Annotated in this window: 17 protein-coding genes; 12 read left to right on the forward strand and 5 right to left on the reverse strand. The window is 72.8% G+C overall.

What is annotated here, in order from left to right:
• Positions 1 to 60 precede the first annotated feature (60 nt).
• The 3 genes from ACQEUR_RS11450 to mptB all read left to right on the forward strand — a co-directional run bounded on the left by ACQEUR_RS11450 (position 61) and on the right by mptB (position 3,155).
• The gene (locus ACQEUR_RS11450; RefSeq protein WP_433029259.1) at positions 61 to 534 is read left to right on the forward strand and encodes a hypothetical protein; all 474 of its coding nucleotides are present in this window, start codon (positions 61 to 63) and stop codon (positions 532 to 534) included.
• Positions 527 to 1,459, forward strand: a complete 933-nt coding sequence (locus ACQEUR_RS11455; RefSeq protein WP_433029261.1) for an alpha/beta fold hydrolase — start codon at positions 527 to 529, stop codon at positions 1,457 to 1,459. The genes ACQEUR_RS11450 and ACQEUR_RS11455 overlap by 8 nt, the downstream gene beginning before the upstream one ends.
• Positions 1,460 to 1,568: 109 nt before the next feature.
• Positions 1,569 to 3,155, forward strand: a complete 1,587-nt coding sequence (gene mptB, locus ACQEUR_RS11460) for a polyprenol phosphomannose-dependent alpha 1,6 mannosyltransferase MptB (protein WP_433029263.1) — start codon at positions 1,569 to 1,571, stop codon at positions 3,153 to 3,155.
• On the opposite strand, the gene ilvD is transcribed toward mptB, so the two are convergent.
• The gene (ilvD, locus tag ACQEUR_RS11465) at positions 3,134 to 4,981 is read right to left on the reverse strand and encodes a dihydroxy-acid dehydratase (protein WP_433029265.1); all 1,848 of its coding nucleotides are present in this window, start codon (positions 4,979 to 4,981) and stop codon (positions 3,134 to 3,136) included. The two genes, mptB and ilvD, sit on opposite strands and share 22 nt — an antisense overlap.
• A 190-nt stretch (positions 4,982 to 5,171) precedes the next feature.
• Between ilvD and ACQEUR_RS11470 the strand changes: the two genes are divergently transcribed.
• The 6 genes from ACQEUR_RS11470 (at position 5,172) to serA (ending at position 14,611) form a co-directional block, all read left to right on the forward strand.
• Positions 5,172 to 7,472 carry a putative bifunctional diguanylate cyclase/phosphodiesterase gene (locus tag ACQEUR_RS11470; RefSeq protein ID WP_433029267.1) on the forward strand — a complete coding sequence of 767 codons (2,301 nt, stop codon included), beginning with the start codon at positions 5,172 to 5,174 and terminating at the stop codon, positions 7,470 to 7,472.
• A 255-nt stretch (positions 7,473 to 7,727) separates the two neighbouring features.
• On the forward strand, positions 7,728 to 9,665 hold the full coding sequence (locus ACQEUR_RS11475; RefSeq protein WP_433029269.1) for an acetolactate synthase large subunit: 1,938 nt from the start codon (positions 7,728 to 7,730) through the stop codon (positions 9,663 to 9,665).
• Between the two features lie 13 nt (positions 9,666 to 9,678).
• Positions 9,679 to 10,194, forward strand: coding sequence for an acetolactate synthase small subunit (gene ilvN / locus ACQEUR_RS11480; RefSeq protein ID WP_433029271.1), 516 nt, complete (start codon positions 9,679 to 9,681; stop codon positions 10,192 to 10,194).
• A gap of 66 nt (positions 10,195 to 10,260) precedes the next feature.
• Complete coding sequence (gene ilvC, locus ACQEUR_RS11485; protein WP_433029273.1) at positions 10,261 to 11,274, forward strand: ketol-acid reductoisomerase; 1,014 nt, start codon at positions 10,261 to 10,263, stop codon at positions 11,272 to 11,274.
• Between the two features lie 227 nt (positions 11,275 to 11,501).
• Positions 11,502 to 12,746, forward strand: a complete 1,245-nt coding sequence (gene mpgS, locus ACQEUR_RS11490; RefSeq protein WP_433029275.1) for a mannosyl-3-phosphoglycerate synthase — start codon at positions 11,502 to 11,504, stop codon at positions 12,744 to 12,746.
• A gap of 263 nt (positions 12,747 to 13,009) precedes the next feature.
• Positions 13,010 to 14,611: a phosphoglycerate dehydrogenase gene (gene serA, locus ACQEUR_RS11495; RefSeq protein ID WP_433029277.1), complete on the forward strand. Its 1,602-nt coding sequence runs from the start codon at positions 13,010 to 13,012 to the stop codon at positions 14,609 to 14,611.
• 61 nt (positions 14,612 to 14,672) lie between these two features.
• Here serA and ACQEUR_RS11500 read toward each other — a convergent pair whose 3' ends face one another.
• Together ACQEUR_RS11500 and ACQEUR_RS11505 are read right to left on the reverse strand one after the other, a co-directional pair.
• Entirely contained in the window at positions 14,673 to 15,026 is a 354-nt protein-coding gene (locus ACQEUR_RS11500) for a hypothetical protein (RefSeq protein WP_433029279.1), read from the reverse strand.
• Between the two features lie 308 nt (positions 15,027 to 15,334).
• A complete protein-coding gene (locus ACQEUR_RS11505; protein WP_433029525.1) occupies positions 15,335 to 16,189 on the reverse strand; it encodes an FAD:protein FMN transferase in 855 nt (284 codons plus the stop codon).
• Between the two features lie 231 nt (positions 16,190 to 16,420).
• On the opposite strand from ACQEUR_RS11505, the gene ACQEUR_RS11510 reads away from it, so the two are divergent.
• Positions 16,421 to 17,452: a 3-isopropylmalate dehydrogenase gene (locus tag ACQEUR_RS11510; RefSeq protein ID WP_433029527.1), complete on the forward strand. Its 1,032-nt coding sequence runs from the start codon at positions 16,421 to 16,423 to the stop codon at positions 17,450 to 17,452.
• A 387-nt stretch (positions 17,453 to 17,839) separates the two neighbouring features.
• A complete protein-coding gene (locus tag ACQEUR_RS11515) occupies positions 17,840 to 18,937 on the forward strand; it encodes a branched-chain amino acid aminotransferase (protein ID WP_433029281.1) in 1,098 nt (365 codons plus the stop codon).
• Between the two features lie 57 nt (positions 18,938 to 18,994).
• Here ACQEUR_RS11515 and ACQEUR_RS11520 read toward each other — a convergent pair whose 3' ends face one another.
• Complete coding sequence (locus tag ACQEUR_RS11520; protein ID WP_433029283.1) at positions 18,995 to 19,732, reverse strand: tyrosine-protein phosphatase; 738 nt, start codon at positions 19,730 to 19,732, stop codon at positions 18,995 to 18,997.
• Between the two features lie 96 nt (positions 19,733 to 19,828).
• Entirely contained in the window at positions 19,829 to 20,302 is a 474-nt protein-coding gene (locus ACQEUR_RS11525) for a PRC-barrel domain-containing protein (protein WP_433029529.1), read from the reverse strand.
• A gap of 412 nt (positions 20,303 to 20,714) precedes the next feature.
• Here ACQEUR_RS11525 and cimA point away from each other — a divergent pair, with 412 nt between their 5' ends.
• Positions 20,715 to 22,304, forward strand: a complete 1,590-nt coding sequence (cimA, locus tag ACQEUR_RS11530; RefSeq protein WP_433029285.1) for a citramalate synthase — start codon at positions 20,715 to 20,717, stop codon at positions 22,302 to 22,304.
• Positions 22,305 to 22,665: the final 361 nt, after the last annotated feature.

Genomic DNA, 22,665 nt, shown 5'->3' on the forward strand with positions numbered 1-22,665 from the left:
CTACTTGACACCTGCCGTCAAGTGCTTGACAGTAGATGTCAAGCACGAGGAGGAGGTGCGATGCCACCCACCCACGGTCAACTGGTCGAGCAGCTGGTCCGGACGATCGACATCCGGCTGCTCGACCCGCTGGAGATCCTGCTCGACGGCCACGACGCGGTCGAGGCGCTGCGTACCGTCGTCCGGATCCGCGCCGGCTCCTGGGCACAACGGCTGCTCGACGGCGACGACGAGACGGCGCTTGGCACCGTGCTGCGGATCGTCTCGACACTGCACCCCGACGACGGGCCGTTCGAGCCGCCGCTCGACTGGTGGCGGAGCCCGCTCGGCCAGGTCGTGGTACGCCGGGTCGGACACCCGACGGCCCCCTCGATCTCGTACGCGGTGGCCGGCGCGATGCTCGGGATCAGCCGCCAGGGCGTGCATGACCTGGTCAGCCGCGGGAAGCTGATTCGGCACCCCGAGGGCGGGGTGCTGCCCTCCTCTGTCCGCGACCGGCTACACCAACAGGAGGGACGGCCCACCGGTGCCTGACGTCATGATCCGATCCGCCGAGGTGCCCATCGCGGCGCACGACTCCGGCGGCCCCGGCGTACCGCTGCTGCTCCTGCACGGCGCCGGCGGCAACCTGGCCAACGTGGCCGCCCTGGCCCGGGCGCTGCGGCCCGGCCACCGGGTGGTCAGCGTGGACCTGCGCGGGCACGGGCGCTCCGGCGACGGCCCGTGGCACTGGGACGCGGTGCTCGACGACCTCGCCGCCGTCGCCGACGAACTCGGGCTGGAGCGTCCCGCCGTGGTCGGGATGTCCCTGGGCGGGATGCTCGCGACGCTCTGGGCCGCGCGCCATCCCGACTGCCCGGGGGCGGTCAGCCTCGACGGCAATCCCACCCCGGCCCGGCCGGAGGACCTCGCCGGCATGGAGCCGGAGCGGGCCGCCGTCGAACTGGCCCGGCTGCGGGAGGTCTTCGCCGGGATGTCCGCCGCACTCGCCCGGCCGCTGAGCCCGGACGAGGTGACCGCGGCCGTCGCCGGACAGCGGGCGCTGGCCCAGCGGTACGACTCCGTCCCCGACGACTGGGTGATGGCGTTCCACCGCAATCTCGTGACCGTCGAGGGGCTGACCCGGCTGCGGCCCGGCCCCGAACTGACCGAGCAGCTGCGGGTGGCCATGGCGTCGCTGGACCTGTTGCCGGCCTACCGGGCGGTCCGCTCGCCGCTCCTGCTGGTCCTCGCCACCGAGGACATGCCGGAGCAGCGCCCCTTCGCCGACCTGTACGCCGCACACCGGCGGGGGATCGCGCAACGGCTGGACAGCGTCCGGGACAACCCGGCACTGCGCGTCGTCCACCTCGACGGGGCCAGCCACGCGATGCTCGCCGAGCGGCCCGGCGAACTCGCCGGGATCGTCGCGGACTTCCTGGCCGGGGCCGCGTCCCGACCCCGCCCGCCCGGCACGTAGCCGCCCGCCGGAGGGCGTCGGCACGCCGCCTCCCGCCCGTCGCCGACATTTCGCCCGCCCGTCACGCTGCCGTGGCCCCGGCGGCGGGGACCTGCACGACCGTGGCCCCATGCGGATCCCGGACGTGGCGGCGGCGCGGTGGGCGCACCCCCGCCTTCTCGGCCTCGCCGGACTGGCCGCCTCGACGGCACTCGTCGTCGGGGCGGCCCGGGCCGGCTGGCCGACCGGGGTGGCGGCTCCACCGGGCCCGTTCGGCCTGTGGCGGGCCGTCTCCGAGGGACGCGGCTGGTTCGCCGCGCTCGCCACCGTCGCCGTCGGGGCACTGGCGGTGCTCTTCGTCGCCTGCTACCGCCGGGCCGCCCGGGGTGAACTCGGCGTCGCGGCGGTGGCCCGGACCGCCGCGCTCTGGGGCGTACCGGTCCTGCTCGGGCCGCCGCTGCTGAGCCTGGACGCGTACTCGTACATCGCCCAGGGGCGGATGCTGCTGGCCGGGTTCGACCCGTACCTCACCGGCCCCGCCGCGCTCGGCGCCGGGCCGGTGCTGGACGCGGTCGCGCCGGTCTGGCGGGACACCCCGGCACCGTACGGCCCGTTGGCACTGGCCGGGCTGCGACTGGCCGCCCAGGTCGGCGGGAACAACCTGCCGGGCACCGTGTACCTGCTGCGCCTCGTCGCCGTACTGGCGGTCGTCGCGACCGCGGCGGTGACCGTACGGCTGACCGAGCCGGCCCGGCGGCCGGCGGCGCTGGCGCTGGTCGCGGCCAACCCCCTGGTGCTGCTGCACTGCGTCGGCGGGGTGCACCTGGACGCGCTGCTGGCCGTCCTCGCCGCCGGCACCGTGCTGGCGGTACGCCGGCGCTGGTGGCTCACGGCGGCGCTGGCCGCGACGACCGCGTTCGCCGTGAAGCTCCCCGGCCTGGTGCTGGTCGGTTACGTGCTGCTCGGCCAGGCCCGCGCCGACGGGCTGTGGCGTCCCCGGGGCTGGCGGGACGCCGCCGCGGTCGGCCGGTACGCCGGCACGGCCGGTGTGGTGGCCGCGACCGCCGGCGCGTGCGCGCTGCTCGTGCCGAACGGCTGGGGGTGGCTGGGCGCGCTCGACGTGCCCGGCCGGGTCCGCCACCACTACGACCCGGCGACCCTGCTCGGCTGGCTCGTGCACCTGACCACCCGGGTGGTCGGGCCGCCGGTGGCGTTCCCCGCCGCGGTGGAGACCGGCCGGGGCATCGCGATGCTGGTCGGGGCGGTGGCGGTGCTCGTGCTGGTCTGGCGGGCGACCACCCCGGGATCCGCCGGACCGAATCTGCCGGTGCCGGGCGCCGCGCTGGCCGGCGGTGCGCCGGGAAGCCCGATGCTGGCCGGCGGTGTGCCGGCGCTGGCCGGGGGAGCGCTGCTCGGTGGCGCGCTGCTGGTCCTCGCTCTCGCCGCCCCGACCGTGCACGCCTGGTACGCCACCTGGGGGCTGGCCCTTGTCGCGGCCATGGCCAGCTCCCGGGGGCGGTGGTGGCTGGTCGGCTTCAGCGTGGCCCTCTGCTTCACCGCCCTGCCGGATCCGCTGACCCGGCACTGGTGGGGGCACCTGCTCCGGCTCGGCCTGCTCGCCGTGGTGGTGGTCGGCACGGTGCTCGCCGCACGCCGGCCACCGTCGGCGGTGGCCGGCGCGATCGGCGCCGCCGGTTACTCCGGGACGCGCCGGTAGGCGCCGTCGCTGGCCGAGGTCGCCATCGAGGCGTACGCGCGCAGCGCGGCGGAGACCGGCCGCTCCCGGTCCACCGGGGTGTACGGCCGCTCCCGCTTCTCCTGGTCGATCCGCCGCGCCTCCAGCACCTCGGGGGCGACGGCGAGCGCGATCGAGCGGCTCGGGATGTCGATGACGATCTCGTCACCGGGCTCGACCAGGGCGATCAGTCCGCCGCCGGCCGCCTCCGGCGAGACGTGGCCGATGGAGAGCCCGGAGGTGCCGCCGGAGAACCGCCCGTCGGTGATCAGCGCGCAGTCCCGGCCCAGGCCCCGCCCCTTGAGGAACGAGGTGGGGTAGAGCATCTCCTGCATGCCCGGCCCGCCCTTCGGGCCCTCGTACCGGATCACCACGACGTCACCGGCGACGACCTGCTTGCCGAGGATGGCCTCCACGGCCGCCTCCTGCGACTCGTACACCTTGGCCGGCCCCCGGAAGGTGAGCCGGTCGGCCGGCACGCCCGCGGTCTTGACCACGGCGCCCTCCGGGGCCAGGTTGCCGTGCAGGATGGCCAGCCCGCCGTCGGCGGTGTAGGCGTGCTCCCGGTCCCGGATGCAGCCCTCGACCGGGTCGGTGTCCAGTTTGGACCAGCGGTTGTCGGTGGAGAACGGCTGGGTGGTGCGCACCCCGCCCGGCGCGGCGTGGAACAGCTCGACCGCCTCCGGGGTGGGGCTGCCGCCCCGGATATCCCAGTCGGCGAGCCAGCGGTCCAGGTCGGGCGCGTGCACCGCGTGCACGTCCCGGCGGAGCAGCCCGGCCCGGTCCAGCTCGCCGAGGATGGCCGGGATGCCGCCGGCCCGGTGCACGTCCTCCATGTGGTACTTGGGGGAGTTGGGGGCGACCTTGGCCAGGCAGGGCACCCGGCGGGAGATCTCGTCGATGTCGGCCACGGTGAAGTCCAGCTCGGCCTCGCGGGCGGCGGCGAGCAGGTGCAGCACGGTGTTGGTGGAGCCACCCATCGCCACGTCCAGCGCGACCGCGTTCTCGAAGGCGGGTCGGGAGGCCACCGCGCGGGGCAGCACCGAGGCGTCGTCGCCGTCGTACCAGCGCTTGGCGATCTCGACCACGACCCGGCCGGCCCGCTCGAACAGCGCCCTGCGGGCAGCGTGGGTGGCCAGCGTCGAGCCGTTGCCGGGCAGGGCGAGGCCGATCGCCTCGGCCAGGCAGTTCATCGAGTTGGCGGTGAACATGCCGGAGCAGGAGCCGCAGGTCGGGCAGGCCGACCGCTCGATCTCGCCGAGCTGGTCGTCGGTGACCGCGTCGTTCGACGAGGCGATCATCGCGTCGATCAGGTCGATCTTGTCGTGCACGATGCCCTCGATCGCCACCGTCTTGCCGGCCTCCATCGGGCCGCCGGAGACGAAGACGGTGGGGATGTTCAGCCGCAGCGCGGCGAGGAGCATGCCCGGCGTGATCTTGTCGCAGTTGGAGATGCAGACCAGCGCGTCCGCGCAGTGGGCGTTGACCATGTATTCGACCGCGTCGGCGATCAGCTCCCGGCTGGGCAGGGAGTAGAGCATCCCGCCGTGCCCCATGGCGATCCCGTCGTCGACCGCGATGGTGTTGAACTCCCGGCCGACCCCGCCGGCCTCGGCGATCGAGTCGGCGACCAGCCCGCCGAGATCCTTGAGGTGTACGTGGCCGGGCACGAACTGGGTGAAACTGTTGGCGATCGCGACGATCGGCTTGCCGAAATCGTCGTCGGTCATCCCGGTGGCCCGCCACAGCGCGCGGGCGCCGGCCATGGTCCGGCCATGGGTGGAGGTCTTCGACCGCAGGTCAGGCATCCGACCAGTGTGGCACCAACGAGGCCGTACCGCCTCGCCCGCCGCCCGTCCGGTCCACCACGCGGGACGCGCGGCCGGCCCCCGTCCGGGCCGGCGTCCCCGCCATGCCCGAATCGGCGGTCTGTGCCTGACGACGAGGATCACGTCCGCCATCCCCCATGGAACCGGATCGATCCGGCAGAGTAAACGTGTGCAACTCCCCTCCGGTGTGCCGGTCCTCGCCGTGGTGAGCGGTCTCGCGTCCGGCTGCGGCCCGGTCCTGCTGGGCCTCGCCGCCCAGCGACACGCCGGTGCCCGCCGGTTGGGGCTCTGGCTGCTCGCCCTGGGGGGCGCGCTGGCCGCGCTCAGCGCCGCCGTCGGCCTGTTCGGGATCCTCTCCATGGCCGAGCACTGGGACCACAGGCAGCCGCAGCGGATCGGGCTGGCCACCCTGATCGCGGCCGGCATGGGACTGAGCGGGGTGCTGCTCTGCGCCGGCCTGCTCCGGCTGCCCGGCGCCGCCCGGAACCCGGCGGCGGCGCTCCGGCTGGTCCTGGACGGGCTGGTGATCGCCGCCGGGCTCTGGTTCGTCGGCTGGGTGCTGCTCGCCGAGCCGACCCGGCTGCTGGGCGAGGCCACCCCGACCGGTTGCCTGGCGATCCTGGTCGCGACCGTGACGTCGGCGGTGGCGATCGGGCTGACCTTCATCGTGGCGGTGCGCTCCCGCTCGCCGCGCCGCGCGCTGGTGCTGGCCGGTGTCGGCGTGAGCCTGGTGACCGGCTCCGGGCTCGCGATCTCCACCGGGGTCTGCCAGGCGGGCCCCGGGGTGGCGCTGGTCGGCGCCGGGCTGCTTCCCTTCGGGCTGCTGACGGTCGCGCTCGCCGCCCAGGCGGCCGACGGCGGTGGCGAACCGGACGCGGACGTGATCCGGCGCGGCACCGGCTACGCGTTCCTGCCGATGCTGGCGATGGCCGGCTCCGCCGTCTACCACCTGGTCGTCGGTGGCGGGTTCGACATCCTCGCCGTGGTGGCCGGCATCGTCAACGGGTTCGGCCTGGTGGCCCGCCAGTACCTGGCGCTCAACGACGTACGCGGCTACGCCAGCCGGCTCGCCGAGCGGGAGGCGCACTTCCGCGAGCTGGCCCACACCGACCCGTTGACCGGGCTGGCCAACCGGCGCGGCCTGCTGCGGGCCATGCACGCCCAGGCCGCCTCCGGTGCGCCGTGGGTGCTGCTCGGCCTGGATCTCGACGGTTTCAAGAACGTCAACGACATGCGCGGGCACGACGTGGGCGACGCGGTGCTGGTCGAGGTGGGGCAGCGGCTCCGGACCAACCTGCGCCCCGGTGACGTGGCGGCGCGGCTGGGCGGCGACGAGTTCGCCGTGCTGATGCGGGCCCGCGCGGCCGAGGCGCAGCGGGTCGCCGAGCGGCTGCTCGGGGTCGTCGGCTCGCCGTACGGGGAGGAGAGCCGCCAGGTCTTCCTGTCCGTCAGCATCGGGGTGGCCGACCACGGCAGCGCGCCGGACGTGGAGGCGATGCTGCGCAACGCCGACCTGGCCCTGCGCTACGCCAAGCAGCGCGGCAAGAACCGCGTCGAGCGGTACGACGTGGCCTACGACCACCTGCTGCGCCGGCGTACCACGCTGGAGCACGAGATGCGCGGGGCGATCGAACGCGACGAGTTGAGCCTGGCCTTCCAGCCGGTGGTGTCGGTGCCCTCGGTGCGGCCGGTCGGCGCGGAGGCGCTGCTCCGCTGGCACCACCCCGAGCTGGGGGCGGTACGCCCCGACGAGTTCATCCCGCTCGCCGAGGAGTGCGGGATGATCGCCAAGCTCGGTGCCTGGGTGCTGCACCAGGCGTGCCACCAGCTCTCCATCTGGCTGGCCGAGGGGCACGACGTCTGGGTGTCGGTCAACGTCTCGCCCAGGGAACTGCACGCCCCGGAGTACGTCGTCCAGGTCGCCGACGCGCTGCGCGCGCACCGGGTGCCGCCGCAGCGGCTGGTGCTGGAGGTGACCGAGCACGCCGTGGCGACCGACCTCGACGAGCTGATCCGGCGGCTCAAGGCGCTGCGGCTGACCGGGGTACGGATCGCCCTCGACGACTTCGGCGCCGGCTACTCCTCGCTCGGGCAGCTCCGCCGGTTGCCGATCGACATTCTCAAGATCGACCACAGCCTGGTCTCCGAGCCGGAGCCGGGCCGGTCGGCGGATCGGGCCGGCCGGGTCTCCGCGCCGATGGTCGACGTGGTGATGCGGCTCGGTCACCAGCTCGGGCTGGAGGTCATCGCCGAGGGGGTGACCAACCCGACCGAGCTGGCCGCGGTGGTCGAGGCGGGGTGCCGGTTCGGGCAGGGCCAGCTCTTCGGCTGGGGGGTGCCGGCCGAGCACCTGGAGGCGATGCTGGAGGCCGCCACCTCGCCCGGAGCCCGGGTCACGCCCGGTCCCCGTCAGGGGCCGGCCCAGAATGTGGGATCAGTTGACTCATCGCGTGAGATGCGTCAGGCTTAGCCCCATGTCGCCGACCAGGTCCTTCCGAGTACTTATCTGAGCGCACTCTCCTCGCCGAGAGTGCGCAGGCCCCGTGCATCAGCACGTGGGCCGTTTTTATTGGCCGCGTACGTCGTTGGCAGGGCGGGCCACCGGAAATCCGCGCTCCGCCCCCGCCCGTCCGTACGCCAGCCGGTCCGCCGGGTGCGGCGCCCGGCGGCACCGCCCCTCCCCGTTCGTGAAAGACACTGCTCCGAGCCAAAGGCCTGAATCGTCATGACGAGACCCACGCCAGAGACCCTCGCCAACAGCGCGCGCCGGCACCGGCCCGCCGCCGAGGGCGCGAACGACTCCGTGGACCAGTTCCCCCGCCGCGTCCGGCCCGGCGCGGCCACACCCGCCGCCGGCGGCCAGCTCGCCGAGCCGGCCCGCGCCGCGGCGCCGGCCGGTCGGGTGGTGGTGCCGGTCCAGGTCTCCGGCGCCGGTTCGCTGGTCAAGTCCCTGGAGGCGCTCGGGGTCGAGGTCGCGTTCGGCATTCCCGGCGGCGCGATCCTGCCGGCGTACGACCCGCTCTACGACTCGTCGGTGCGGCACATCCTGGTCCGGCACGAGCAGGGTGCGGGGCACGCGGCGACCGGCTACGCGCAGGCGACCGGCCGGGTCGGGGTCTGCATCGCCACCTCGGGTCCGGGCGCGACCAACCTGGTGACCCCGATCGCCGACGCGTACATGGACTCGGTCGCGATGGTCGCGATCACCGGCCAGGTGGCGCGGCCGTCGATCGGCACGGACGCCTTCCAGGAGGCGGACATCCAGGGGATCACCCTGCCGATCACCAAGCACAACTTCCTGATCCAGACCGCGGAGGAGATCCCGCAGGTGCTGGCCGAGGCCTTCCACCTGGCCTCCACCGGCCGCCCCGGCCCGGTGCTGGTCGACATCCCCAAGGACGTCCTCCAGGCGCAGACCACCTTCAGCTGGCCGCCGACGCTGGACCTGCCCGGCTACCGGCCCACCCTGCACCCGCACGGCAAGCAGATCCGGGAGGCGGCCCGGCTGATGACCGGTTCCCGCCGGCCGGTGCTCTACGTCGGCGGCGGCGTGCTCAAGGCCCGGGCCACCGAGGGGCTGCGCAAGCTGGCCGAGCTGACCGGCATCCCGGTGGTGACCACCCTGATGGCCCGGGGCGCCTTCCCGGACTCGCACCCGCAGCACCTCGGCATGCCGGGGATGCACGGCACGGTGGCGGCGGTCTACGCGCTGCAGAAGTCGGACCTGATCGTGGCCCTGGGGGCCCGTTTCGACGACCGGGTCACCGGCCAGCTGGACTCGTTCGCCCCGGGCGCGGCGATCGTGCACGCCGACATCGACCCGGCGGAGATCGGCAAGAACCGCGCCGCGGACGTGCCGATCGTCGGCGACGCCCGGTACGTGATCGACGAGCTGATCGAGGCGGTGCGGGCGGCGCTGGCCGGTCAGTCCGGCGACCCGGTCGACCGGACCGACTGGTGGGCGCAGCTCGACGACCTGCGGGAGCGGTACCCGCTCGGCTTCGACGAGCCGACCGACGGCACCCTCGCCCCGCAGTACGTGATCGAGCGGCTGGGCGCGATCGTCGGTCCGGACGCGGTCTACGTGGCCGGTGTCGGCCAGCACCAGATGTGGGCCTCCCAGTTCGTCTCGTACGAGAAGCCGTACACCTGGCTCAACTCCGGCGGTCTCGGCACCATGGGCTACGCGGTGCCGGCGGCGATGGGGGCCAAGGTCGGCATGCCGGAGACGACGGTCTGGGCGATCGACGGCGACGGCTGCTTCCAGATGACCAACCAGGAGCTGGCGACCTGCGCCCTGGAGGGGATCCCGATCAAGGTGGCCGTGATCAACAATGGCAACCTCGGTATGGTGCGGCAGTGGCAGACGCTCTTCTACGGCGAGCGCTACTCCAACACCGACCTGGGCACGCACAAGCACCGCATCCCGGACTTCGTCAAGCTCGCCGAGGCGCTCGGCTGCATCGGGCTGCGCTGTGAGAGCAGGGACGACGTGGACGCCACCATCGAGGCGGCGATGGCGATCAACGACGCCCCGGTGGTGATCGACTTCGTGGTCGGCAAGGACGCCATGGTCTGGCCGATGGTCGCCGCCGGCACCAGCAACGACGAGATCATGTTCGCCCGGGGAGTTCGCCCGGCCTTCGACGAAGACGAGCTGTGAGGGTCCTGCGCAGATGAGCACGCACACGCTTTCCGTGCTGGTGGAGAACAAGCCCGGCGTCCTGGCCCGGGTGGGTGGGCTCTTCTCCCGCCGCGGATTCAACATCGACTCGCTCGCCGTCGGGGAGACCGAGAACCCGGAGGTCTCCCGGATCACCATCGTGGTCAACGCCGAGACGTCACCGCTGGAGCAGGTCACGAAGCAGCTCAACAAGCTGGTCAACGTGCTGAAGATCGTCGAGCTGGACCCGGCCGTCTCGGTGGCCCGGGAACTGCTGCTGGTCAAGGTCCGGGCCGACCGGGCCCAGCGGGCCCAGGTGCTGGAGACGGTAAACCTGTTCCGGGCCCGGGTCGTCGACGTGGCGCCGGACACCCTCACCATCGAGGCGACCGGCACGGCCGACAAGCTGGACGCGCTGCTGCGCGACCTCGAACCGTTCGGAATCAAGGAAATGGTGCAGTCGGGCCTGGTGGCCATCGGCCGGGGCTCCCGGTCGATCACCGCCGGCTCGGCGCTGCGTGCCGCCTGAACACGGCGGGCGCAGGCCCGATGTCAACGGTGGCCCGCACGGGCGCCGCAGGAGAGAAGGAAAGTCATGACCGCTGAGGTGTTCTACGACGACGACGCCGACCTGGGCCTCATCCAGGGCAAGAAGGTCGCCGTGCTCGGTTACGGCAGCCAGGGCCACGCCCACGCGCTGTCGCTGCGCGACTCGGGCGTCGACGTGGTGATCGGTCTCCCGGAGGGATCGAAGAGCCGTGCCAAGGCACAGGAACAGGGGCTGCGGGTGCTCACCCCGGCCGAGGCGTCGGCCGAGGCCGACGTGATCATGGTGCTGGCGCCGGACACCGCCCAGCGCTCGCTCTACGCCGAGGCGATCGCGCCGAACCTGACCGCCGGCAAGGCGCTGCTCTTCGGCCACGGCCTCAACATCCGGTACGGGTTCATCACCCCGCCGGAGGACGTGGACGTGGCGATGGTCGCGCCGAAGGGCCCGGGTCACCTGGTCCGCCGGCAGTACGTCGACGGCAAGGGCGTGCCCTGTCTGGTCGCCGTGGAGCAGGACGCCACCGGGTCGGCCTTCCCGCTGGCGCTGGCCTACACCAAGGCGATCGGCGGCACCCGGGCCGGGGCGATCCGGACCACCTTCAAGGAGGAGACCGAGACCGACCTCTTCGGTGAGCAGGCGGTGCTCTGCGGCGGCGCGTCGGCGCTGGTGCAGACCGGCTTCGAAGTGCTGACCGAGGCGGGGTACGCCCCCGAGATCGCCTACTTCGAGTGCCTGCACGAGCTGAAGCTCATCGTCGACCTGATGTACGAGGGCGGCATCGCCCGGATGCGCTACAGCGTCTCCGACACCGCCGAGTACGGCGACTACTCGCGCGGCCCGCGGGTGGTCGACGCCCGGGTGAAGGACGAGATGCGCAAGATCCTGTCGGAGATCCAGTCCGGGGAGTTCGCCCGGGAGTGGATCGCCGAGGACGACGCGGGCCGGCCGAACTTCACCAAGTGGCGGGCCGAGGGCGCGGCGCACCCGATCGAGGAGACCGGCAAGCAGCTGCGCGGCATGATGAGCTGGGTCGATCGGCCCATCACCGAGACCGCCTGAGCGAGGCGTCGCGGCTCCTGCGGGGGCCACGGGTGCGGTCGCACCCGTCACGGCGGCGACGTCCCCGATCGGGCCGGTGGTCCGGTCCGGGGCGTCGCCGCCGACAGACGATCATCGCGTTACCCCGGGATTGCCATTCGGCGTCGAATCCGGGTGTCGGATCTCGCCACCATGAATTGGCCGGCGGTTACGCGTGGTTAATGCGCTGGCTCGGGTACTGTCGCCGCATGCGACTGGAGCAATCGCACCGCACCGAGCGTTTCGGCGCCGTTCGCATCCACGAACTTCAGCGTGTCATACAGCTGGACTCGGGAGATGCCACCGGGGCGACCGGCGAGGGCATCGTCTCGGCGGAGGCGATGCGGGCCATCGAGCGCGAGATGGTCATCGTCATTCCCTGCATGAACGAGACACGCAGAGTAATCGAAGGCGTGCTCTCGGGGATTCCGCACGACTGTCTGATCGTGCTCGTCTCGAACAGCGCCCGACATCCGGTCGACCGCTACGAGATCGAGGTGCAGACGCTGGAACAGCACTGCCGGGCGGCCGAGCGGCCGGCCATCGTGGTGCACCAGCGCGACCCGGGCCTCGCCGCCGCGTTCAAGGCGGCCGGCATGCCCGAGCTGACCGGCGACGACGGGCTGGTCCGGACCGGCAAGGGCGAGGCGATGCTGATCGGCATGGCGGTGGCCGCGCTGACCGGGCGGAAGTACCTCGGCTACATCGACGCCGACAACTACGTGCCGGGGGCCGTGCACGAGTACGTCAAGGTCTACGCCGCCGGCCTGCACCTCGCGGCCAACCCGTACGCGATGGTCCGGATCTCCTGGCACTCCAAGCCGAAGCTGCGCGACGGCCGGCTCTTCTTCAGCCGGCGGGGCCGCAGTTCGGAGATCACCAACGAGTTCCTGAACCGGCTGGTGGCGGAGTACTCCGGCTTCGGCACCGAGGTGATCGCCACCGGCAACGCCGGCGAGCACGCGCTCAGCCTCGACCTGGGACTGCGGATGCGGCTCGCCGGCGGGTTCGCCGTGGAGCCGTTCGAGTTCGTCGAGCTGTTCGAGCAGTTCGGCGGGGTGCTGGAGACCATCCACCCCGAGGTGATGGCCAGTTCGGTGCCGGTGCTGCAGATCGAGACCCGTAACCCGCACTTCCACGACAACAAGGGCGAGGACCACGTGCAGGGCATGCGGATGCAGGCGCTGAACGTGCTCTACCACTCGCCGGTGTCGCTGCCGGCGGTCCGGGAGGCGATCCTCGAGTTCATGGTGGCGCAGAAGGCGCTCGCCCCGGGCGAGGAGCCGCCCCGCGAGCGCATCTACCCGCCCGTCGGGTCGCTGGCCCTGGACCTGCTCCGGGACGTACTGGAGGCCGAGGCGGGCACGTTCCGCCAGCTCGGCACCCCGGCGCAGGTCGGCCAGCTGCTGCCCCGCCAGGTGACCCCGGAGGTGCTGAACTCGACCGGGCCGTGAGGGCGCCGACGTCGGGTGGGCGTGGCCGGCCGTGAGCGTACTCACCGGTCGGGTCCGCGCCGGTGAGGGGCATTAGGTCGGGTTTGTGAGGGCGCTCACGCGCGCCGCGGGCCCACCGTACGGAGCGGGGCGCCTACCATCGCGGGTAGGTGCGTCCGCACCCATGGAAAGTCGACCATGGGGACGACCGAGTGGTGGAGCGCGGGACGCAGAGCGGCGTCCACTCGCCGCAGACCTCGCCCCGACGACACATACGAGGATCAATGACTCCCGTCGTACTCATCGCTGAAGAGCTCGCTCCCGCCGCCATCGACGTACTCGCGCACGACTTCGACGTACGCCACGTCGACGGCACCGACCGGCCCGCCCTGCTCGCCGCGCTCGCCGAGGCCGACGCGATCATCGTGCGCAGCGCCACCCAGGTCGACGCCGAGGCCATCGCCGCCGCCCCGCGGCTCAAGGTGGTCGCGCGGGCCGGTATCGGGCTGGACAACGTCGAGGTCTCCGCGGCCACCGCCCGTGGCGTGATGGTGGTCAACGCGCCGACGTCCAACATCGTCTCCGCGGCCGAGCAGGCGCTCGCCCTGCTGCTCGCGGTGGCGCGCAACACCGCCAGCGCCAGCGCCGCGCTGAAGGCGGGGGAGTGGAAGCGGTCGAAGTACACCGGGGTGGAGATCCAGGGCAAGACCGTCGGGGTGGTCGGGCTCGGCCGGATCGGCGTCCTCTTCGCCCAGCGCATCGCCGCCTTCGGCACCCGGCTGATCGCCTACGACCCGTACGTCCAGCCGGCCCGCGCGGCCCAGCTCGGGGTGCGGCTCGTCGGGCTGGAGGAGCTGCTGCGGGAGAGCGACTTCATCTCGATCCACCTGCCCAAGACGCCGGAGACGGTCGGGCTGATCGGCGAGAAGGAGCTGGCGCTCGTCAAGCCGGGCGTACGGATCGTCAACGCCGCGCGCGGCGGCCTGGTGGACGAGCAGGCCCTCGCCGACGCGATCGCCGAGGGACGGGTCGCCGGCGCGGGCGTGGACGTGTACGCCAAGGAGCCCTGCACCGCCTCGCCGCTGTTCGCCTTCGACAACGTGGTGGCCACCCCGCACCTGGGTGCCTCCACCGCCGAGGCGCAGGACAAGGCCGGCCTCGCGGTGGCCCGCAGCGTCAAGCTGGCGCTGCAGGGCGAGTTCGTGCCGGACGCGGTCAACGTGCAGGCCGGCGGGGTGGTCGCCGAGGACGTCCGGCCGCTGCTGCCGCTCGCCGAGAAGCTGGGCAAGGTCTTCACCGCCGTGGCCGGCGGGGTGGCCGCCAGCGTCACCGTCGAGGTACGCGGTGAGATCGTGGCCAACGACGTCTCGGTGCTCAAGCTCGCCGCGACCAAGGGTCTGTTCACCTCCGTGGTCGAGGAGCAGGTGAGCTACGTCAACGCGCCGCTGCTCGCCGCCGACCGGGGCGTGACGGTGGAGTTGACCACCCACGCGGAGACCATCGACCACCCCAACCTGGTGACCGTGCACGGGGCGCTGCCGGACGGCCGGACGGTACGCGTCTCCGGCAGCGTCGTACACAGTGGAGCGCGCGACGTCATCAAGCTGACCGAGGTGGACGGCTTCGACCTGGAACTCGGCGCGGACGGCATCCTGCTCTTCTTCCGCTACGCGGACCGGCCGGGCATGGTCGGCACCGTCGGCTCGATCCTCGGCGAGGCGGGCGTCAACATCGCGGCGATGCAGGTGGCACGCCGGGAGGCCGGTGGCGAGGCGCTGATGACCCTCACCGTGGACTCGGCGATCAGTGCGGACCTGCTCGGTTCGGCGGCGGGCTCGATCGGCGCGGTGGCGGCGAGCACGGCCGACCTGCGCGACGAGATCTGAGGCCGAGGTCCCGTCCGGACGGCGGGCGGGGTCGACCGTCGGTCACCCCGCCCCGCCCCGGTCAACCGGTGACCGGGGCGGGCGGCGGGTAGACGGAGCCGTCCTGGGGATCCAGCAGCAGCAGCCCGTGTTCGGCGGCGAGCCGTTCGATGGCCAGCAGGACCTCGTCGGCGCAACCCTCGTCGAGTCGCATCTCGACGTGGTCCCGGGCGACGTGCAACGGAGCCACCTCCCACGGACTGTTCGGCCCGGGCCGGTCCGGATACTCGGTGGTGACCGCCCGGTAGAACGACGAGATCCGTCGCACCGGCTCACCCGCGGCGTGGTCACCCTGGCGGCACCGCTCGTGGGCGGCCCGTACGTCCGTTGAGGTGGCGCCCTGTCCCAGGGCCCACACGACCAGATCGAAACTCACGGGGGTACAGGGTGCCATCAGTCGTTCACCTTTTGCCGTATGCCCCGGACGACACGCGGGCGGACGGCTCTTGCGGGGACTCACGTCGGCTCGCTAGCGTATTGACGCGGATACCCGGTGAGTTCCTCGGCGTGGGCTCGTCTTCGGGTGATGAGGCGTCGCGCCGGCCGGGTAACCTGCACCCCCGTGTGCGCGAGCCACGCGCACTCGTCGCTGATCGACCCCCGCGATCGTTGCCGAGACCGCGGGGGTCGATCGCGTCGTCCGGCCATCGTGGAGCTTTCCGGCCCGGCGAGGGCGATCCCTGGTCAGCGTGCCGCGGCGAAGAGCGCCCGGTACCCGTCCCGGGTGGGGAACCAGTCGAGGCCGACCCGGCCGGCGGCGAAGAGCGCGGTGGCGTACCCGTCCGCGACGGCGAGGTCGGGGCCGGTCACCGTGGCCGCCAACAGCCGGTCCGCGGGGTCGCCGGTGTGCGGGTCCACCACATGGTCCCGCCGGCCGGCGACGCCCGAGGTGCCGATGGCTCCGGACGTCATCTCCAGCAGCATCGGTGGGCGGTGCCCGTCCGTCGGGTGGTGCACCGCGATCCGCCACGGCCCGCCGTGCGGCGCGTGCCCGCGTACCGCCAGGTCCGCGCCGCTGACCACGGCGTAGTCCTCGATGCCGGCGGCGCGCAGCCGGGCCGCGGCCCGCTCGACCGCCCACCCGCCGAGCAGGCCGCCCGGGTCGAAGCCGCCGGGTACCGCCCAGGCGTCGAACCAGCCGTCCGTGGCCGCCCGCATGGCCGCGCAGCGCGCCACGATGTCGGCCAGCGGCGGGTACGCGTCGGCGGAGATCTCGGCGCGACGCAGCCGGGAGACCAGGCTGGCCGGTCTGGCCGGGCTGTAGGTCAGGTCGATCGCCCGCAGTTCCGCGACCGCGTCCCGCAGCGCGTTACCGGCATCCCGCCAGCCGATCCGGTCGGCCCCATTGAGCAGCAACGTGTAGTCGCCGATCGAGGTCTGCACGGTGTGTCCCACCACCACCCGGTCCGGCGCGGCGGTGCCCGGCCGCTCGTTGCGCCAGCCGGCGCCGAGCCGCAGGTCGGGCCGGCCCCGACCGGCACCGCGCGGCGGACGCAGCCCCCGGCCGCCCCGTCCCCGGTAACCCCCCTGGATCCACATGCCCGCCCCCTGGATCCGCATCGTCGCCCCGCCCCCTCGCCCCCACCGTGCCGGCGGGGTGGTCTGGCCACCGTGGCTCACCATAAGCAGCGAAGATGGCTGCCCCATGAATGCTCCCTGAGAAGCTCCTGTGCGGTTGGTTTTCCAACATGTGGGAGCGCCGTACCGGGCAGCGGGACACTCCCTTAACGTTCCCTAGGACAGGTCGAGGCAAGGGAGCTGGACGTGGCGGTGGCGCGGATCGCGGTGGTGGCCGGTGACGGCATCGGACCTGAGGTGGTCGCGCAGGCCCGCAAGGTGCTCGACGCCGTACTGCCCGGCATCGAGGCCACCGAGTACGACCTCGGCGCGGCGCGGTACCACCGCACCGGCGAGGTGCTCCCCGACTCCGTCCTCGCCGAGCTGGCCGGCCACGACGCGATCCTGCTCGGCGCCGTCGGCGATCCCACCGTCCCGCCGGGGGTGCTGGAGCGCGGACTGCTGCTGAAGCTGCGCTTCGAGTTCGACCAGTACGTCAACCTCCGGCCGTCCCGGCTGTGGCCGGGCACCACGGGCCCGCTGGCCAGCGTGAAGCCGGGCGAGATCGACCTGGTCGTGGTCCGCGAGGGCACCGAGGGCCTGTACGCCGGGGCCGGCGGTGCGCTGCACCGGGACACCCCCGCCGAGGTGGCCACCGAGGAGAGCCTGAACACCCGACACGGGGTCGAGCGGGTGATCCGGGACGCCTTCGCCCGGGCCGGCCGCCGGGAACGCCGCAAGGTCACCCTCGTGCACAAGACCAACGTGCTGACCCACGCGGGCTCGCTCTGGTCCCGGGCCTTCGCCGCGGTCGCCGCCGAGCATCCGGACATCGAGACGGAGTACCAGCACGTCGACGCCGCGGCGATGTTCCTGGTCACCCAGCCCCAGCGGTACGACGTGGTGGTCACCGACAACCTGTTCGGCGACATCCTCACCGACATCGCCGCCGCCGTCACCGGCGGGATCGGGCTCGCGGCCAGCGGCAGCATCAACCCCGAGCGGACCCATCCCTCGATGTTCGAACCGGTGCACGGGTCCGCGCCGGACATCGCCGGCCAGGGTCTGGCGGATCCGGCCGCCGCGGTGCTCTCCACCGCACTGCTGCTCGACCATCTGGGGCACCCCGAGGCCGCCCGCCGAGTAACCGAGGCGGTCGCCGCGGAGCTGGCGTCCCGCACCTCGGGCACGCCGCGGCGCACCGCCGACGTCGGAGACCGGCTCGCCGCCCACGCGGCGGCCTGAGCCGGACCGCCCACGCCCGTGACGCCCCGGGCGCGGCCCGGCGCGGCCGCACCCGCCCGGCATGGACGCCGGCCGGTCAGGTCGGCAGCGGTCCCGGTCACCCTGCCCGGGGCTGCGTGGGGAACCGCTGCCGCGCCACCGGCTCCGGCGGCACCGCCGGACCGGTCCGTCCGGACGAGCTCCGGTCCGACCGTGGTCCCGCGCCGGTTCCCGGCACGCCCGCTCGCCGTGATCCGGGTCGGATCTGCGCGAACGTGCGGGTGGCGCGCTTTGTCGGTGACCCGGAGGGTCGAGGTTGAACGACCGTTCGGGGTAAGTTTTCAGGCACGATTCCACTCCCGGCCGCCCGTCTCCGGGTGCCGGTTTCTCCCACGGAGGTCCAGCGCGATGAGCGGTGGTGACAAGCTCGACTTCGAGATTCGTCCGAATCCCCAGCCGGTACCCGCCGCCGACCGCGCGGCGCTGCTGGCCAACCCCGGATTCGGCCGGGTCTTCACCGACCACATGGTCACGATCCGGTACGCCGAGGGGAAGGGCTGGTACGACGCCCGGGTGGAGGCGCGGGCGCCGATCCCGATGGACCCGGCCAGCGCGGTGCTGCACTACGCGCAGGAGATCTTCGAGGGGCTGAAGGCGTACCACGCCACCGACGGCGCGGTGACGATGTTCCGGCCGGACGCCAACGCCGCCCGGTTCGCCGAGTCGGCCCGGCGGATGGCCATGCCGGCCCTGCCCGAGCAGGCCTTCCTGGACTCGCTGCGGCACCTGATCGAGATCGACCGGGCCTGGCTGCCCACCACCGCGGAGGGGAGCCTCTACCTGCGCCCCTTCATGTACGCCAGCGAGGTCTTCCTCGGCGTGCGCCCCGCCAACGAGTACCTCTACCTGGTGATCGCCTCGCCGGTCGAGTCGTACTTCTCCGGCGGCGTCCAGCCGGTGAACGTCTGGGTCTCCCCGACCTACACCCGGGCCGCCCCGGGCGGGACCGGCGCGGCCAAGTGCGGGGGGAACTACGCCGCCTCGCTGGCGGCCCAGGCGGAGGCGATCGAGCACGGCTGCGACCAGGTGGTCTTCCTGGACGCCGTGCAGCGCCGCTACGTCGACGAGCTGGGCGGCATGAACATCTTCTACGTCTACGACGACGGGTCGCTGGTCACCCCGCCGCTGGGCGGCACGATCCTGCCCGGCATCACCCGGGAGTCGGTGATGACCCTGGCCCGGCAGGCCGGCCGTACCGTGCTGGAGCGTCCGGTCAGCTTCGACGAGTGGCGTACCGACGCGGCCAGCGGTCGGTTGCGCGAGGTCTTCGCCTGCGGTACGGCCGCCGTGATCACCCCGATCGGGCAGGTGCGCTCCCCGGACGGGGAGTTCACGATCGCGGACGGCGCCCCGGGCGAGGTGACGATGGGCCTGCGGCAGAACCTGGTCGACATCCAGCGGGGCCGGGTCGCCGACGCCCACGGCTGGATCCACCGCATCGGCTGAGCACACCCGCCCCCGGTGCCGCGGCCCGAGGACGGGTCGCGGTGCCGGGGCGGCAGCTCAGCCCAGCAGGTGGGCGCGGAGCGCGTCGACGCGCTCCGGCGGCAGGCCCGCCCCGGTCAGGTAGCGCTCCACCGAGCCGTGCCGCTCCCGCAGTTCGGCGAGGAACAGCGCCATCGCCTCCGCCGGGGAGGTGAGGAACGGCGGGGGCAGCGGCTCGGACGCCGGCAGGGTGCTCCGGAGCCACGCGCTGAACCGCGCCGAGCCCTCGCTGCTCAACGCGTAGTCCTCGGCGATCCTCTCGTCCGCCACACCGAGCAGTGCGAGGGTCAGCGCGCAGACCACCCCGGTGCGGTCCTTGCCGGCCACGCAGTGCACCACCACCGGCGCGGCGTCCGGGTCGGCGATCACCTCGATCGCGGCGGCCAGGCCGGCGGCTCCGGTCTCGGCCAGGTCGCGGTAGCGGTCGGCCAGGTAGCGGGCCGGGCCGCCCTCGGTCTCCCGGGCCTCGGTCCACTCCGCATGGTCCGGGTGGATGTGCTGGTAGATCAGGCCCTCGTAAGCGGGGACCCGGCCGTCGCGGGTCACCTCGTGGGGCCGGCGCAGGTCGACGACGGTGCGGATGCCGAGGGCGGTGAAGGCCTCCAGGTCGGCCCCGTCGATCCGGTGCAGGGAGTCGGAGCGGTAGAGGCGCCCCCGGCGGACCGTACGGCCGTCGAGGCCGGGGTGGCCGCCGACATCTCGGAAGTTGAAGAGGGTGGTGAAGGTGGTCGGGCGGGTCAGGGGGGTCACGTCCACCCGACAAGAGTAGCCGTCCGATGTCCCACGGTGAGCGGCGTGCACCGCGACGGCCGGCGGGAAGGTGTCCCGCCGGCCGTACCACTCGCCCCGGCGCTACATCACCCGGCCGGGCGGGGACGCCCACCCCGTGGCGCCGTACGTCCCGCCGTAGTAGCCACCGAGCCGCTCCCGGTACGCCGGATCGTCGTGCACGGTGTCCTCGTACTCCGGGGCGGCCTTGATCTGGTCCTTGTTCCGGTCGACGTACACCTTGCGCTCGTCGTGGTCGATGTCGTTCACCACGCCGGCCGGCAGCATGACCTTCTTGCCGAAGATCCACGGGCCCGTGTCGACCACCAGGTAGCTGGCGTCGACGTCGGAACTGGCGCGGTCGATCTTGCCGATGCCGCCGTCGCTCGCCTCCACCTTGTAGCCGACGAGGTCGCCGCCGGTCACCGCGACGTCGTCCCGGTAACGCCAGGGATCGAAGGCACCCGAAAGGGCGCCCCGCTCGAAGGCTCCGTCGCGGGCGTCGAGCGCCGACGTCGGCTCCTGGCTCGGGGTGTTCTGGGGGTCCAGTCTGTCCACGGCCATCACTTCTCCGCTCGGCTCGTTGTGACGGTCATAGATGTCCGCCTCAGCTGTCGTCTGAGCGTTCTCCGCTGTCCCACAGAGCCATACCCGGCCCCGTCGACTCCTACACCGGGGCACCCCATCGACCTCACGCCATGTCACGGGCCGCTCACCTGCGGCTGCCCCGAGCGGTACCCGATCCCGAGATGTGGATTTTTCCTCCCACAAGGCGGTCCGGGGTGGCACAGTACGGTCTGTGACCCACTCCGTACTCATTATTGGCAACTAGCGCGCCGGCATCCCTCAGGCCGAGCGCGCAGACCTCCCGCATCCGCGGGGGGTCATTTTGTTTGTCGGGCCCGGCGGTGTTCGCCCGGCCAGGGGAGACAGCGGAGCACGGGCCGTGTCGCTTCCGAAGGGGAATCAGATGACGTACCAGGTCTACGACACGACGCTGCGCGACGGGGCGCAGCGCGAGGGGATCAGTTACTCGGTCGTCGACAAGCTGGCGGTGGCCCGGCTGCTCGACGAGTTCGGCGTCGGCTTCATCGAGGGTGGCTGGCCGGGGGCGATGCCGAAGGACACCGAGTTCTTCCGCCGGGCCCGTACCGAGCTCGACCTCCGGCACGCGATCCTGGTCGCCTTCGGCGCCACCCGCAAGGCCGGCCTCGCCGTCGCCGCCGACCCGCAGGTGCGCGCCCTGCTCGACGCCGAGACGCCGGCGGTCTGCCTGGTCGCCAAGTCCGACATCCGGCACGTCGAACGGGCGCTGCGCACCACCGGCGCGGAGAACCTGGCGATGGTCCGGGACAGCGTCGCGCACCTCGTCGCCGAGGGGCGGCGGGTGTTCCTGGACTGCGAGCACTTCTTCGACGGCTTCCGGCACGACCCGGCGTACACCTCGGCCGTGGTCCAGGCAGCGCTGGAGGCCGGTGCGGAGATCGTGGTCATGTGCGACACCAACGGCGGGATGCTGCCGTCCCACGTGACCGCCGCGATCAGCGACCTGACCGGACGGCTCGGCGTCCCGCCGACCCGGCTCGGCATCCACACCCAGAACGACACCGGCTGCGCGGTCGCGAACACCATCGCGGCGGTCGAGGCCGGGGTGCGGCACTTCCAGGGCACCGCGAACGGCTACGGCGAGCGGCCGGGCAACGCGGACCTCTTCGCCGTCGTCGGCAACCTGCAACTCAAGCTCGGGCTTCCCGTCCTACCGGACCGGTGCCTGGAACAGATGGTGCGCGTCTCGCACGCCATCGCGGAGATCGCCAACATTGCCCCCGACACCCACCAGGCCTACGTCGGGGCCGCCGCCTTCGCCCACAAGGCGGGGCTGCACGCGAGCGCGATCAAGGTGGACCCGCTGCTCTACAACCACGTCGACCCGGCGGTGGTCGGCAACGACATGCGGATCCTGGTGACGGAGATGGCCGGCCGGGCCAGCATCGAGCTGAAGAGCCGCGAGCTCGGGCTGGACCTGGCCGACCATCCCGACGCCGCCGCCCGGGTCACCAAGCGGGTCAAGGAACTGGAGGCCGGCGGCTGGTCGTTCGAGGCGGCGGACGCCTCGTTCGAGCTGCTGGTCCGCGCCGAACTGCCGGGCATGAGCGCGCCCCGGCCGTTTTCCCTGGAGTCCTACCGGGTGCAGGTCGAGCACCGCGAGGACGGCGCGGTGGTCTCGGAGGCGACCGTCAAGATCCGGGTACGGGGTGAGCGGGTGATCGCCACCGCCGAGGGGAACGGCCCGGTCAACGCCCTGGACGAGGCGCTGCGGGTGGCGCTGCTGCGGCACTACCCGGAGCTGCGCGGCTTCGAGCTGGCCGACTACAAGGTACGGATCCTGGAGGGCAGTCACGGCACCGGCGCCGTCACCCGGGTGCTGGTGGAGACGACGGACTCCGCCGGCCGGGACTGGACCACGGTCGGGGTGCACCCCAACGTGGTGGAGGCGAGCTGGCACGCCCTCGTCGACGCCCTCACCTACGGCGTGGCGCACGCTCCGGCCGAGGTCTGACCGGGCCGCTCCTCGCGTCGGGCCGAAGCCCCGTTGCCGCGCCTCGCGGTGGACGGGGCTTCGGCATTTCCGCGACTGCCGGCCGGCGGGAGGTGTCCCGGCGTCGGCAGGTATTCCGAAAAATGCGAGATCCGAAAGGCGTGCACATTCATATCCGCGGAAGCGGCCGGGCATTCGGCGCTGACGCGACACGCGGCTGCGGCCACGCCTGACCGCCCAGGACGCTATTGACCTGGCGCTTTGTCGAATGCTATGTTCCCTCATGGTTCCGGAGTGGCCACTCTAAGTAGTATTTGTAGGTGAGAGCGGATGTGATCGGCGCCGATCGACCCGCTCTCGCAGGTGGCAGATCATGCTGCAA

Source organism: Plantactinospora sp. CA-290183 (assembly GCF_050936375.1).
GTDB lineage: Bacteria > Actinomycetota > Actinomycetes > Mycobacteriales > Micromonosporaceae > Plantactinospora.

What these genes read in the sequence shown, in the direction of transcription:
- ACQEUR_RS11450 (WP_433029259.1), top strand. Translation starts at nt 61, where the DNA reads ATGCCACCCACCCACGGTCAACTGGTCGAGCAGCTGGTCCGGACGATC.
- mptB (WP_433029263.1), top strand. Translation starts at nt 1,569, where the DNA reads ATGCGGATCCCGGACGTGGCGGCGGCGCGGTGGGCGCACCCCCGCCTT.
- ilvD (WP_433029265.1), bottom strand. Translation starts at nt 4,981, where the DNA reads ATGCCTGACCTGCGGTCGAAGACCTCCACCCATGGCCGGACCATGGCC.
- ACQEUR_RS11475 (WP_433029269.1), top strand. Translation starts at nt 7,728, where the DNA reads ATGACGAGACCCACGCCAGAGACCCTCGCCAACAGCGCGCGCCGGCAC.
- ilvN (WP_433029271.1), top strand. Translation starts at nt 9,679, where the DNA reads ATGAGCACGCACACGCTTTCCGTGCTGGTGGAGAACAAGCCCGGCGTC.
- ilvC (WP_433029273.1), top strand. Translation starts at nt 10,261, where the DNA reads ATGACCGCTGAGGTGTTCTACGACGACGACGCCGACCTGGGCCTCATC.
- mpgS (WP_433029275.1), top strand. Translation starts at nt 11,502, where the DNA reads ATGCGACTGGAGCAATCGCACCGCACCGAGCGTTTCGGCGCCGTTCGC.
- serA (WP_433029277.1), top strand. Translation starts at nt 13,010, where the DNA reads ATGACTCCCGTCGTACTCATCGCTGAAGAGCTCGCTCCCGCCGCCATC.
- ACQEUR_RS11505 (WP_433029525.1), bottom strand. Translation starts at nt 16,189, where the DNA reads ATGTGGATCCAGGGGGGTTACCGGGGACGGGGCGGCCGGGGGCTGCGT.
- ACQEUR_RS11515 (WP_433029281.1), top strand. Translation starts at nt 17,840, where the DNA reads ATGAGCGGTGGTGACAAGCTCGACTTCGAGATTCGTCCGAATCCCCAG.
- cimA (WP_433029285.1), top strand. Translation starts at nt 20,715, where the DNA reads ATGACGTACCAGGTCTACGACACGACGCTGCGCGACGGGGCGCAGCGC.